The sequence below is a fragment of the Acinetobacter sp. V116_7 genome (assembly GCF_056735735.1).
The window spans coordinates 764,713-778,569 of record NZ_JBWZIF010000028.1 but is presented as its reverse complement, the minus strand read 5'-3'; the positions used below and the strand labels follow the sequence as shown (position 1 = coordinate 778,569).

Sequence of the window (13,857 nt, the reverse complement as noted above, 5' to 3'; positions counted from 1 at the left end):
ACAGGAGCTTCAATATTTTTTTATTTGCGAATAATCATTAAGGTTGCCGAGGCAAAAGCATACACTTTGCCGTTCTCATCCACGATTTTTCCTTCGGTACTAATAATATTACGGCCCGCATTAATCAATTTGGCTGTCGCATAGTAAGACGTATCAACCTGCATGGGGCGTATCATTTTTACATTTAAATCAATGGTTCCATAGCCAACGCCATGTTCAAGTAACGTGTGAGCTGCACTGCCCGTTGCTGTATCTAAAGCTGTAGCGCAAAAGCCGCCGTGTACACCGCCTTGAATATTTCTATGTTCTTTGCGAGGGGTAACTTTATAAGTTGCTTTACCTTCGGAAACTTCAACGAGTTCCATTGGTATGGTGTGAGCCATAGGTGATGGTGAAACTTCACCATTTTTTAAAGCGGTTAAAAACTCAAGACCTGTGTATTTCGGGCTTTCCATAAATCGTCCTTGGATGATTAAGCAGTCTAATCACCATACTATAAATTGAATTTTTACGGAATAAAATTTTGCAATACAAAATATAAATTTATTCTACTTAAAACGAGATTAATAACTTTTTATCTTATATTTGTATTTAAAACATATGTCTATATTTTATTCCTATAGCTAAGTTACGGTAATTTTATTAAATTAGTGAAAATATATTTTGCTATAAGAAATTTTTTGATATTTTGATGAGATTGAAACAATAAAAGTCCATTTTAAGGAAAAACGATATCTGCCCATAACACAGGCAGAGAGGTGAAAGGAAAAAACTATGCCTTTATACAAAGCTCCATTACGCGATATGCAATTTGTACTGCATGAAATGCTTCAAACAGAACAGAACTATCAAGGTTTAAGTAAATATCAGGAAAGCGTAAATCGAGAATTAATTGATCAATACTTAGAGGCAGCAGCAGATTTTTGTGAAAATGAATTGGCACCGATTAACCAAAATGGCGATCAGGAAGGGTGCCATTTAAATCAAGGCGTAGTCACAACGCCGAAAGGTTTTAAAGAAGCCTACCAAAAATATGCTGAGCTAGGTTTTACCTCATTAACTGCTGACCCAGAATATGGTGGACAAGGCTTACCGACCTTATTGCGAATTGCCATTTCAGAGATGTTATGTGGTTCTAATTGGGCTTGGGCAATGTATCCAGGCTTGTCTCATGGGGCAATGAGAACAATTGAGCATCATGGCACTGAGCAACAAAAACAGAAGTTTTTGACTAAACTTATTAGTGGTGTCTGGACGGGAACCATGTGTTTAACCGAATCACATGCAGGCTCAGACCTTGGGTTAATTAGAACAAAAGCAGAGCCAAATCCGGACGGTAGTTACTCAATTACGGGTGAAAAGATTTTTATCTCGGCAGGTGAGCATGATCTTTCTGAAAATATTATTCATATTGTTTTAGCCCGTTTACCTCAGGCACCCGCAGGGACTAAAGGTATTTCTTTATTTATTGTTCCAAAATTTAATGTGAGTGACGACGGTCAGGTACTGGACCGTAATAACGTCGTTTGTAGCGCGATTGAATATAAAACGGGGATCCATGGAAATGCCACTTGTGTACTTAATTTTGATGGTGCTCAAGGCTATTTGATTGGTCCGGAAAATCGCGGGCTCAATTGTATGTTTACCTTCATGAATACCGCACGTATTGGAACGGCAGTACAAGGGCTCGCTGCTTCTGAAATTTCATTTCAAGGCGCATTAAGTTATGCCAAAGAGCGTCTTGCTATGCGATCGTTATCAGGTCCTCAATATCCTGAGAAAAATGCCGATCCAATTATTGTGCATCCTGCTGTACGTTCAATGTTAATGACACAAAAAGCTTTTTCCGAAGGTGGTCGTGCACTGGCTTACTTTCTGGCTCAGCATGTCGATATTGTCGAAAGCTCAAACGATCAGGAACAGCAAAAACACTCCGATGAATTACTGGCTTTTCTAACACCAATCGCTAAGGCTTTTTTAACAGAATCAGGCAATGAATCTGCAAAGCATGGCGTTCAAGTATTTGGCGGCCACGGCTTTATTGTTGAGCATGGCATGGAGCAAATTGTACGTGATGCACGTATCTCGACATTGTATGAGGGAACGACCGAAATCCAGTCTTTAGATCTACTTGCACGTAAAGTCCTCAAATCGGAAGGCAAACTTCTAAAAAATATGATCGATCTAATTGATCAATTTATTAATCAACAGCAAACAAATGAAGTCTTAAAACCTTATTTAGAAAAATTAGCTGAGCTTAAGCAACAATGGTTGTCACTGACCAAAACGATTGCAGAGAAAGCCAAGCACAACCCAGAAGAAATAGGGGCCGCTTCAGTAGATTATCTCTATTTTTCTAGTTACGTTGTGTTCGCTTATTTGTGGGCTCGAATGGCACAAGTTGCCCATGAAAAATTAGAATTGGGTACACAAGAAGAAGCTTTTTATAAAGCAAAGTTAACGACAGCTAAGTTTTTCTATCAAAAACTTTTACATCGTACACAGAGCCATGCTGCTTCTATTGAGTCTGGCGCTGAATCTGTGATGGAACTTGACCAAGATGCTTTCGCATTTTAGTGAATAGGCATTTTTAAGATCACTAGGTGAAATTGAAATGCGGAATTTTACCTAGTGATTAAATTTGTAATTTTAGACTCATGAGTTTTTGGTAGGAAAAACCAGTTGAGCCAAATAAATAGAGGGTTAACATAAGCATTAAAACGTGAATTTTCATCAAATATAGATGTTGGATAAGGACTACGGAAAGAAAATCATGAATGCTTATTATCAATTACTGAATAGAACAATTGGTCCTCAAGGCGAAGTTATTGCCCATTATTGCTCAACTGTTCATGCACAAGGGGCTTGGAACCCTCATGAACAGCACATGGCACCTGCAAGTGGCGTAATCGCAGCAGAGTTAGAGCAATTTTCACCACGACAAGATATGCGAATTGGTCGAATTAGTTTTGATATTTTTGGATTGATTGCATTTGGTGAATTTACGATTAAGACACATGTGATTCGTGCCGGTAAAACCATTGAATTGATTGAAGCTGAAATGCAAGCACAAGGTAAAACCTGCATTGTGGCTAGAGCTTGGCGAATGTGCACTCAAGACAGTTCCGATATTGCTGGACTTGAAGATCAACCAGTTCATCATCCAGATACCTTTACAGAATGGACAGGTATGAAAAGATGGCCGGGTGGTTTTATTCAAACGCTAGTCACTAAAACTGGTGATCAGCATCGCGCAGGTAAAGGCATTGTTTGGCTCAATAATGATAAAGAAATGGTTGAAGGGCAGCCGACGACAGATTTTGGCCATTTGATTGGCATGATAGATACAGCAAACGGGATTGTGCCTAGACAAGAAGGCGAATTTACTTGGGGCTTCCCAAATCTTGATTTACAGATTCACATGCACCGTTATCCGAAAGGTAAATGGTTAGGTCTGGAAACTGTTCAGCAATATGGCTCAGATGGTATTGGTTTAACCAGTGCGGTTTTACATGATGTGTATGGTCCATTTGGGCGAAGCGAACAGATTTTAACTTTACGTAAAATGGCTAAGTAAATTTTTGAGCCAATAAAAAAGTCATCCCTAAGGATGACTTTTTTATTTCGAGATTTAAATTTTAAGCAATTTCTTAGCTACGAACTTTAATGAGTGTTGGTGTAAGTTCATCCCAACGCTGTTTTGCAGCGTCCATTGCTTTCATTTTGATGTGCCCATAACCACGAACTTCTGCTGGTAATTTTGCAATTTGCTCAGCAACTGCCAAGTTATGATTGTCTGGTGCTTCAACAAGTGCTTCAACAAATGTGATGTAACGGTCACGCCATGCTTGTTCGTGTTGACGTTCTTCTTGACGTGCAAATGGGTCAAGGAAAGTTTCACGAAGCCATTGTAAGCGCGCAAGCATCATCATTGGGAAGCGCATCCAGTAACCAAACGCACGCTTACGAACATTTTTCAGGCCACCAAGTAACACTGGAGGAGCAAGATGATAGGTTAAACGTAAGCCTTTACCGAACTGGGTTTCAATCGATTCTTTGAAGCTCTTACCTGTTAAAAGACGTGCAACTTCATATTCATCTTTATACGCCATGACTCTATAAAGCTGAGTTGCAATCGTACCTGTTAACTCTTCTGGTAACTTTTTAGCAGCTAATTCTACAAGCGTACGGTATTTAGTTGCGTAAGCTTCATTCCAATAGTCTGTTAGACGGGCAGAACGGTCTTCAATAAGTTCAGTCAAAGTTTGTGGAGTTTTGGTTTTTGGCATTGCCGCAACTAAGCGTGCAGCTAAAGTTGGGTCACTTGCAAGATGGCAACCCACACGGAAAGCTTCTAGGTTCTTTTCAACAGCAGTACCATTTAAGCGAATTGCTTTTTCAATACTTTCACGTAATAGCGGAATACGACCAGATTGCCAAGCCATACCGAGTAATAACTGGTTGGTATAAATTGAATCACCTAAGAGTTGTGTTGCAATGCGAGCTGCTGGCAGAGAAACCAGTTGACCTTGACGAACACGACCACGAAGACGATCAACTAAATCGCTAATAGGTGCATACCAGTCACGAGATTTAATAAACTCAGAAGTAGGGGTACTGTCTTCATTCACAATAACCAAAGCATCATCTTTTAAGCGAGATAGAGCAGCACTACCACCAGCAACTACCGCATCGGCACCAATCAGTAATTCACATTGGCCCGCTGGAATTTTGGTAGAAGAAATTTGTTCATCAGTTGCTGCAAGTTGTACGTATGAATAAACTGTACCGCCTTTTTGCGCAAGTCCAGCCATGTCCATCACACGGGTAGCTTTACCTTCGAGGTGAGCCGCCATACCAAGCAGTGCACCAATAGTCACAACGCCTGTACCACCAATACCACCGACCATAATACGACTTGGAACATCATATAACTGAGGAATAACTGGTGATGTCGGCCAGCCTGCACCAATACCTTCAAATTTAGCCGGACGTTTCATATCACGTGTATGAACAGTCACAAAACTAGGGCAGAACCCTTCGGCACAAGTGAAGTCTTTATTGCAGCTACTTTGGTTAATTTGACGTTTAGTACCTAAAGCTGTCTCTACTGGCTCAATAGATAAGCAGTTTGATTTTTTCGAGCAGTCGCCACAGCCTTCACAGATATCACTATTAATGTATAAACGCTCAGCTGGATCAGGGTAGGCATCACGTTTACGGCGACGGCGTTTTTCACTGGCACAGGTTTGTACATAAATTAAAGCGGTTACGCCAGAAACCTCGCGAAGCTCGCGTTGAACTGCGTCGAGCTCATTACGGTGGCGAATTTCTACACCTGGTGCAATGCCGTCTTCTTCATTTAATAATTTAACTTCATCAGTCACGATGACTTGTTTTTTAATACCTTCAGCAGCGAGCTGACGAGTTAACTGTGCAACGCTCAAATGACCATCTACATGCTGACCGCCTGTCATAGCGACGGCATCGTTGTAGAGGATTTTATAGGTAATATTAGTTTTTGCAGCGATGGACTGACGGATTGCTAAGTAACCAGAGTGGAAGTAAGTTCCGTCACCAAGGTTCGCAAAAATATGTTTTTCATTGGTAAATGGTGATGCACCCACCCAACTTACACCTTCACCGCCCATTTGCGAGAATGTTTCGGTACCACGGTCAAGTGAAACTGCAATATAGTGACAACCGATACCGCCTAATGCACGGCTACCTTCAGGAACGACTGTTGAAGAGTTATGTGGGCAACCACTACAGAAATACGGTTTACGTTCAGCAAGATCAATAACACGTTTTGATTCTTGCTCTGCTTTTAGCAGTAAGTCGATTCTGCTTTGGATTTGTGTTTTTAAGCTTTCTGGAATATCGAGTTTTAAGAAGCGAGCAGCCAGCATTTTTGCAATAGGTTCAGGCTGGTACTCATAGTGACCGATGAGCGGTGCTTCTTCAATAGAGGTACTCCATTCACCTTTGCCATCAGTTGCTTTACCAATCACATGTGGGCGTTTGCCATCAGGCAGTGAGTACAGCTCATCTTTAATTTGTGTTTCAATAATTGGACGTTTTTCTTCAATAACGATCAGTTCTTGTAAACCTTCGGCAAACTCACGAACACCTTGTGGTTCTAAAGGCCAAATCAGACCAACTTGATAAACACGTAGCCCAAGTTGTTGGGCAGTTTCATCTTCAATACCTAAAATGCGTAAGGCTTCAATCGTATCTAAATAACCTTTACCACTTGCGGCAATACCAATACGGGCATTTTCACAAGGCCATGTAACGGTGTTGATTTTATTCGCGCGGGCATAAGCCAAAACAGCAGGTAAGCGATATTTATAAAGGCGTTCTTCTTGCTGAATGCCATGATCTGGCCAACGAATATTGACGCCACCCTCTGGGAAATTGACATCTTCTGGTATAACCGGAGTAACACGGTCTAGGTCAACATGTACAGAAGCAGAAGTTTCTACAATTTCACTAACCAGCTTCATTGAAGACCAAAGGCCAGAAAAACGTGAAACTGCAATGGCGTGAACACCAAAGTCTAAAATTTGTTGAACGGATGTTGGGTAGAAAATTGGAATACCGCAACCAATCATGACATGTTCAGACTGGTGAGGGATTGTAGAAGATTTACATGAGTGGTCATCACCAAATAAAGCAACGACACCACCACGTTCAGAGGTACCAGCTAAGTTAGCATGGCGGAGTACATCGCCTGAACGGTCAACACCCGGGCCTTTACCATACCACCATGAAGACACTCCATCATATTTGCCTTGGCCTGAAAGGTTAACTTGTTGCGTACCCCAAATTGCGGTAGCAGCTAAGTCTTCGTTTACACCAGGTTGAAATACAACATTATGGGATTTAAGTAATCCTTGAACTTGCCAAAGGAAACTATCATAGTTACCAACAGGAGAACCGCGATAACCAGAAATAAAACCAGCAGTATGATAACCATTGATCGCGTCACGGCGAGTTTGGGCAAGAGGCAACCGAACAAGTGCCTGAATGCCAGTCATATATGCTGTACCGTTATCACTTACATATTTATCTTCAAGTGACACATCCTTTGTTGCAATAATATTTGGAGTGACTTTTGTAGCTATATTCATTTATATCTCCTTAGAATTTTTAGTAGCTCGGACTACTTTCTTTTTTCAACATCCAGTTGAATATTTGGAGCAAGTGACATACGAAATAAAAAAAGATCGGTTCCTCTTCTTAAAAAGAATTAGTGCCAATGTATGTACATTTAGTCATTGTGGTTGAACTAAACTGGTGCAACAATCCGTAATTTAGGAAAACATATTTACGTTATGCGCAAAAATCTCGATGGTGGACTATTGCATGCAATGCATGCATTCCTGAAAGTGATTGATAGCGGGAGTTTCACAGCAGCAGCTGAGCAGATGGATCTGACCACAGCACAGGTTTCACGTCTTATCAGCGAGCTAGAAACACGCTTAGGTACAAAATTAATACAACGCTCAACGCGCCAGCAGGCACTGACCGATATTGGTGCGACTTATGCAGAGCGCTGTCGCCAAGTCATTTCAATGGTGGATGAAGCAGAATCAGAAGTCACAGGAACGGCATCTAAACCCAAAGGGCGTTTACGCGTATTAAGCATGGGAAGCTTTGGGCATCATTATGTTTTTCCAGTGATGGCCGAGTTTTGTAAGCATTATCCCGAATTAACAGTGGAATATACGACTTCACAGTACGTTCCAGATCTATTGGCAAAAGGGGTCGATGTCAGTCTTTATCTCACTGAATCATTAACAGATTCTCGTTTTGTCGCACGCAGAATTGGCACTATTTTTTCTGTTTTATGTGCTTCACCTGCTTATCTCGAAAAACATGGTGTGCCGAAGTCCCCAGAAGATTTAAAAAACCATGCCTGTTTACGCTTAGTAAACCCATCTATTACACCAGATTGGCACTTATTAAATGCAAAAGGTGAGTCTTACCAAATTGATACTGGCGGGCAACTCATTGCAGATAACCCTGAATTATTGTTGGATGTGGTGCAACAAGATATGGGCGTGGCGTTATTGCCGATGTTTTCGGCTTTAGATGCAGTTCAGAATGGAAGATTATGTCATATCTTGCCAGAGTGGCGTTCGCCCGATATAGGGGTTTATACCTTATTGCCTTCACGCCATTTTATTGATGCTAAAACGCGTGCATGGTTAGATTGGGTCGAAGAATATATTTCGCCAAGAATTGAAATGGATGCATCTTATTTTTATAAATAATAAGATAAATTTTTTAAGGACTATAATTGAAAAAGGATAAAGAATAATACGGATTAGAATAAAAATAGGGTAGAGAATGCTTCTGTTGAGAGAGGCATTTAATACAGAGATAAATAATAGATTTTAAATAAATTGCATGAGAGATTTAGGCCCAATTTCTAGATGAAATGAGATAAAGATGAGATAGGATGATCTGGTACTCGGCCTAATATTCAGCTTTATACCAGATGCTGAGCTATTTTAATTTATGATTAGGCACACTTGGTTTGCCAATAAGCATTTGCATAATTCGACAAGCTTTTTCGATTTAATACATTGCTAATATTTTGGCTGGCTTGCATGAGTTTCTCTAAATCAATGCCAGTTTCAAACCCCATGTGCGACAGCAAATAAAACAGATCTTCGGTCGATACATTACCCGAAGCACCTTTGGCATAAGGGCAACCACCGAGTCCTGCAAGAGACGAGTCAAAAACACGAATGCCTTGCTGTAAAGACTGATAAATATTGGCAATTGCCATGCCGTAGGTGTTGTGGAAATGTCCAGCTAAAACCTTACTATCGAGTTCAGCAAGGCAGGCTTGCCAAACTTTTTGAACGCGATCTGGTGTTGCTGTGCCAATGGTTTCACCTAAAGATACTTCGTAGCAGCCCATGTCATAGAGTCGTTTAACAACTTTTACGACTTGCTCAGGGGCAATTGCGCCTTCATAGGGACAATCCACAATACAAGAGACATAACCACGTACACGGATGTTATGTGTTTTTGCTGCACTCATGACATCGCTAAATTTCTCAAAGCTTTCGTCAATAGAGCAGTTAATATTTTTACGGGTAAAACTCTCAGAAGCTGCGGTAAATACCGCAACCTCTTTGCATCCTACCGCTTGAGCTGTCTCAAAACCTTTGAGATTGGGGGTGAGTAGACTAAATTGCACATCGCTTGTTTGTGGTAATTGCTTAAATAGCTCGTCACTTTGAGCCATTTGCGGTACCCATTTTGCCGAAACGCATGAACCGACTTCTATCGATTTTAGACCTGCATTAATCAGGTCATTAATAAAGTTTAAGCGTTGTTCGACGGTTAAAGCCTGTTTTTCGTTTTGGAGGCCATCTCTGGGACCGACCTCCACGATTTTGACAAACTCACTCATGCAACTTCCTCCTGCGCAGGCTGAAATTCCACAAGCTCGTCGCCAGCTTTGACTTGATCACCGACTTGGAAGTAGGAGTCGACAATCAAGCCGTCTTTAGGCGCACGAATGGTATATTCCATTTTCATTGCTTCAAGCGTCATTAAAATATCGTCTTTCTTCACGCTATGATTTGCACTCACCAGTACTTGCGTGACCACACCCGGCATTGGTGCTTTCAGGTGGCCTTCGTCAGCTTGGCTATCTGCCTGGTTAAAGTCTTGACGGATGTAAGCAAACTTATAGCTTTGTCCATTTTGGAATAAGGTAATGCCTTGCTGACTTTGGTTAAAAGACAGTTTTTGCTTAGTCCCAGCAATTTGAACAGAGGCCGTATGCGCATCAATCAATTGTCCAGAAATCGGGTAGCTTTGACCGTTATATTCTGCGGTGAAACCATCTTCATTTGAGGCAAATTTGATTTGGATATTTTGGTTTAAATAATTCAGTTTAATACTGTGCTGATAAGTAATATTTAAACGCCAAAGTGGTTGAGCCTGCCAAAGCTGTTTTTGGCTTGAGCTGTTGTTATTAAGTTTGCTTAAAAACTCAATAAACGCCGCTGCTACCACAAGTTCAGGTTTGATCTCTTCAGGGCTAAACAAGAAATTTTGTTCACGCTGAATCAGGTTGGTATCAAGCTTGGCTTGTTTAAATGATTCGCTACGAACAATTTTTTCAAGAAAAGCAATATTGTTGCCTAAACCATCGACATGGAATTGGCTTAAGGCATGCTGCATTTGAATGAGCGCAGCTTCACGGTTTTTACCCCATACAATGAGTTTAGCAATCATTGGGTCATAATACGTCGTGATTTCATCACCTTCAACAATACCACTGTCTACACGCACATATTGGTTTTGAGTTGGATAGTGCAAATAGTCAATTTTACCGATTGCAGGTAAAAAGCCTTTTTCTGGTTCTTCGGCGTAAATACGTGCTTCGAGCGCATGCCCGTGAATCTGCAATTCGTTTTGTAGTTTAGGTAAAGGTTCACCATAAGCCACACGAAGTTGCCATTCAACCAAGTCTTCACCTGTAATCATTTCGGTGACAGGGTGTTCGACTTGTAAGCGCGTATTCATTTCCATGAAATACGCTGTACCGTCTTGTTCCACAATAAACTCAACCGTACCTGCGCCAACATAATTTACCGCACGCGCAGCATCAATTGCCGCTTGGCGCATTGCATCGAGCTTTTCGCTTGGCATTTGTGGAGCAGGGGCTTCTTCTAGTACTTTTTGGTGACGGCGTTGTACAGAACAGTCGCGTTCAAACAAATGTACATAGTTGCCATGTGTGTCACCAAACACTTGAACTTCAATATGGCGAGGTTGAATCACATAACGCTCAATCAAGACGTCATCATTGCCAAAACTCGATTTAGCTTCACGTTTACAAGAGGCTAAGGCATGTAGAAAATCTTCACTGCGTTCAACCAGACTCATGCCTTTACCACCACCGCCGGCACTGGCTTTAATTAAAACTGGATAACCAATTTGATCTGCCTGTTGTTTTAAAAAGTCGGCATCTTGGTTGGTTCCGTGATAACCCGGTGTTAAAGGGACACCAGCTTTTTCCATTAAAGCTTTCGAGGTCGCTTTTAAGCCCATCGCTAAAATGGCATCCACTGGCGGCCCAATAAAGCAAATGTTGTGTTGTTGGCAAGCGAGTGCAAACTGGTCATTTTCAGAAAGGAAGCCGTAGCCTGGGTGAACCGCTTGGCTGCCCGTATCGATCGCTGCTTGAATAATACGATCAACCTGTAAATAACTTTGTGTTGCAGGGGACTGACCAATATAAACCGCTTCATCTGCAAGTTTGACATGTTGTGCATTTGCATCTGCATCTGAGTAAACAGCAACCGTTGCAATACCTAATTTTTTAGCTGTACGAATTACACGGCAGGCAATTTCGCCACGGTTCGCAATTAAAATCTTTTCAAACATGATGATCGTCCTTAATTGTTGTTATTCGAGTTAGAAACCCAAGCAGGCTGTTGCTTATTTAAAAAGGCACTTAGACCCTCTTTTGCCTCGCTACCTTGACGAACTTGAGCAATATGATGTGCTGTCTGTTGCAGCAAGTCATTACTCATAGTCTGGTTGCTCACCATTTGAATGAGTTGTTTTGAAGCCGCTTGAGCGTGCGGGCCACCAAGTAATAGAGCATCAATAATTTCTTGAACTTTTTTATCTAAATCTTCGGCATCTGCTACTTCGTGTGCCAAACCAATGTGTTTAGCTTCACGTGCTGAAATTCGCTCGGCAGTTAAGAAGTAACGAGAGGCTTGTCTTGCACCAATCGCACGAATCACATAAGGACTAATGGTAGACGGAGCAAGTCCTAAACGAACCTCAGAAGTTGCAAACTTAGCATCAGTACTGGCAATGCAAATATCACATGCCGATGCCAAACCCATGCCACCACCAAAAGCAATTCCATGCACACGAGCAATGGTTGGTTGTTTAAGCGTTGCGAGTGCATCTAACATTTGCGCAAGTTTTAATGCATCTGCTTCATTTTCAGCTGAAGATGCTTGACCTGCCTGTTTCATCCAGTTGAGGTCGGCACCTGCTGAAAAGCTTTTGCCGCGACCAGCTAAAACCACAACACGAATATCATCACGTGTATTGATTTGCTTAAAGCAGGCATGTAGTTCTTCAATGACTGTCGTATTAAAAGCATTGTGCAATTCAGGGCGGTTCAGCCAAACATAGGCAACCTGACCTTGTTGTTCGAGTTGTAAAAATTGATAGCTCATATACACCTCTTACATGCGGAACACGCCAAATTTGGTTGGCTGGATTGGAGCGTTCATAGCAGCTGCAAGGCTTAAGCCAAGTACTTGGCGAGTTTGCGCTGGGTCAATTACACCGTCATCCCAAAGACGGGCAGAAGCATAATATGGATGACCTTGACGCTCGTATTGTTCACGAATTGGTTGTTTAAATTCATCTTCTTGCTGAGGTGACCACTCGGCACCTTTTTGCTCAATCTGATCACGTTTTAAAGTTGACAGCACGCTTGCTGCTTGTTCGCCGCCCATCACTGAAATACGAGAGTTCGGCCAAGTCCATAAAAAGCGTGGTGAATAAGCGCGGCCACACATGCCGTAGTTACCCGCACCAAACGAACCACCAATAATCAAAGTGAGTTTTGGTACATTTGCGGTTGCAACTGCCATCACTAATTTGGCGCCGTTTTTTGCAATTCCTTCATTTTCATACTGGCGACCAACCATAAAGCCCGTAATGTTTTGTAAGAATAACAATGGAATATTGCGCTGAGTACATAGCTCAATAAAGTGCGCACCTTTTTGTGCAGACTCAGAGAATAAAATACCGTTATTGGCAATAATCCCGACTGGCATGCCATAGAGCGAAGCGAAACCGGTAATGAGTGTTGAACCAAAACGTGCTTTAAACTCATCAAAACGAGAACCATCTACAATGCGGGCAATCACTTCACGTACATCGAAAGGTTTACGCGCATCACTTGGTACCACACCATAGAGTTCCGATGCATCAAACAGTGGCTCATCAACTTGTTTATTTAAATCGTTTGGCTTTTTATTGAGGTTAGCGACAATGTTACGTGCAATCGCAATTGCATGCTCATCATTTTCAGCTAAATGGTCAGCCACACCTGAAAGACGTGTGTGTACATCGCCACCGCCTAAATCTTCACTGCTTACCACTTCACCAGTCGCAGCTTTTACAAGAGGAGGTCCACCTAAGAAAATCGTACCTTGATTACGTACAATAATCGTTTCATCAGACATGGCTGGAACATATGCACCACCTGCGGTACAGCTTCCCATTACCACAGCGATTTGGGCAATACCTAGGCTCGACATGCGTGCTTGATTGTAGAAAATACGCCCGAAGTGATCGCGGTCTGGGAAAACCTCATCTTGCATTGGTAAATAGGCACCGCCTGAATCTACCAAATAAATACAAGGCAAGTGGTTTTGTTCAGCAATTTCTTGTGCGCGTAAATGCTTTTTAACCGTAAGGGGATAATACGTTCCGCCTTTAACCGTTGCATCGTTGGCAACGATCATGCAAGTGATGCCGTTGACTTGACCAATACCCGCAATTACACCCGCAGCAGGAACATCATCTTCATAAACGTTGTACGCTGCCAACTGACCAATTTCTAAAAATGCCGTGCCGACATCAATCAGTTGATCAATACGTTCACGGGGTAAAAGTTTACCTCGAGCCAAATGTTTTTGACGGGCATTTTCACCGCCACCTAAAGCAATACGCTGGGCAACTTGTTTGAGATCTGTGACCAATGTTTGCATGGCTTGCTGGTTTGTTTTGAAGTCTTCGCTTCGAACATTAATCTTGCTTTGTAATTGGTTCATAAGATGCATC

General features: G+C 41.8%; 9 protein-coding genes. 3 read left to right on the top strand and 6 right to left on the bottom strand.

Annotated features, from left to right (window positions below; genetic code table 11):
• Positions 1-20 precede the first annotated feature (20 nt).
• On the bottom strand, positions 21-470 hold the full coding sequence (locus AC1PJP_RS17650) for a PaaI family thioesterase (protein ID WP_174741056.1): 450 nt from the start codon (positions 468-470) through the stop codon (positions 21-23).
• Positions 471-774: 304 nt separating this feature from the next.
• Here AC1PJP_RS17650 and AC1PJP_RS17645 point away from each other — a divergent pair, with 304 nt between their 5' ends.
• Positions 775-2,577: an acyl-CoA dehydrogenase C-terminal domain-containing protein gene (locus AC1PJP_RS17645; RefSeq protein ID WP_479767901.1), complete on the top strand. Its 1,803-nt coding sequence runs from the start codon at positions 775-777 to the stop codon at positions 2,575-2,577.
• Positions 2,578-2,773: 196 nt separating this feature from the next.
• The gene (locus AC1PJP_RS17640; RefSeq protein WP_416661503.1) at positions 2,774-3,577 is read left to right on the top strand and encodes a thioesterase family protein; all 804 of its coding nucleotides are present in this window, start codon (positions 2,774-2,776) and stop codon (positions 3,575-3,577) included.
• A 73-nt stretch (positions 3,578-3,650) separates the two neighbouring features.
• Here AC1PJP_RS17640 and AC1PJP_RS17635 read toward each other — a convergent pair whose 3' ends face one another.
• Positions 3,651-7,133, bottom strand: a complete 3,483-nt coding sequence (locus tag AC1PJP_RS17635; RefSeq protein ID WP_479767900.1) for an indolepyruvate ferredoxin oxidoreductase family protein — start codon at positions 7,131-7,133, stop codon at positions 3,651-3,653.
• A gap of 204 nt (positions 7,134-7,337) precedes the next feature.
• On the opposite strand from AC1PJP_RS17635, the gene AC1PJP_RS17630 reads away from it, so the two are divergent.
• Positions 7,338-8,279 (top strand): LysR family transcriptional regulator, encoded by a 942-nt coding sequence (locus AC1PJP_RS17630; protein ID WP_005304208.1) that lies wholly within the window; start codon positions 7,338-7,340, stop codon positions 8,277-8,279.
• A gap of 251 nt (positions 8,280-8,530) precedes the next feature.
• Here AC1PJP_RS17630 and AC1PJP_RS17625 read toward each other — a convergent pair whose 3' ends face one another.
• From AC1PJP_RS17625 to AC1PJP_RS17610, 4 genes are read right to left on the bottom strand one after another with little or no spacing between them, the layout of a single operon-like run.
• Entirely contained in the window at positions 8,531-9,433 is a 903-nt protein-coding gene (locus AC1PJP_RS17625) for a hydroxymethylglutaryl-CoA lyase (RefSeq protein WP_479767898.1), read from the bottom strand.
• A complete protein-coding gene (locus tag AC1PJP_RS17620) occupies positions 9,430-11,421 on the bottom strand; it encodes an acetyl/propionyl/methylcrotonyl-CoA carboxylase subunit alpha (RefSeq protein WP_416715665.1) in 1,992 nt (663 codons plus the stop codon). Before AC1PJP_RS17620 ends, AC1PJP_RS17625 begins: the two co-directional genes overlap by 4 nt.
• An 11-nt stretch (positions 11,422-11,432) precedes the next feature.
• A complete protein-coding gene (locus AC1PJP_RS17615; RefSeq protein WP_077165861.1) occupies positions 11,433-12,236 on the bottom strand; it encodes an enoyl-CoA hydratase/isomerase family protein in 804 nt (267 codons plus the stop codon).
• 9 nt (positions 12,237-12,245) lie between these two features.
• A complete protein-coding gene (locus AC1PJP_RS17610; RefSeq protein WP_151826543.1) occupies positions 12,246-13,847 on the bottom strand; it encodes a carboxyl transferase domain-containing protein in 1,602 nt (533 codons plus the stop codon).
• Between the last annotated feature and the right edge of the window lie 10 nt (positions 13,848-13,857).

What these genes read in the sequence shown, in the direction of transcription:
- AC1PJP_RS17645 (WP_479767901.1), top strand. Translation starts at nt 775, where the DNA reads ATGCCTTTATACAAAGCTCCATTACGCGATATGCAATTTGTACTGCAT.
- AC1PJP_RS17640 (WP_416661503.1), top strand. Translation starts at nt 2,774, where the DNA reads ATGAATGCTTATTATCAATTACTGAATAGAACAATTGGTCCTCAAGGC.
- AC1PJP_RS17635 (WP_479767900.1), bottom strand. Translation starts at nt 7,133, where the DNA reads ATGAATATAGCTACAAAAGTCACTCCAAATATTATTGCAACAAAGGAT.
- AC1PJP_RS17630 (WP_005304208.1), top strand. Translation starts at nt 7,338, where the DNA reads ATGCGCAAAAATCTCGATGGTGGACTATTGCATGCAATGCATGCATTC.
- AC1PJP_RS17625 (WP_479767898.1), bottom strand. Translation starts at nt 9,433, where the DNA reads ATGAGTGAGTTTGTCAAAATCGTGGAGGTCGGTCCCAGAGATGGCCTC.
- AC1PJP_RS17620 (WP_416715665.1), bottom strand. Translation starts at nt 11,421, where the DNA reads ATGTTTGAAAAGATTTTAATTGCGAACCGTGGCGAAATTGCCTGCCGT.
- AC1PJP_RS17615 (WP_077165861.1), bottom strand. Translation starts at nt 12,236, where the DNA reads ATGAGCTATCAATTTTTACAACTCGAACAACAAGGTCAGGTTGCCTAT.
- AC1PJP_RS17610 (WP_151826543.1), bottom strand. Translation starts at nt 13,847, where the DNA reads ATGAACCAATTACAAAGCAAGATTAATGTTCGAAGCGAAGACTTCAAA.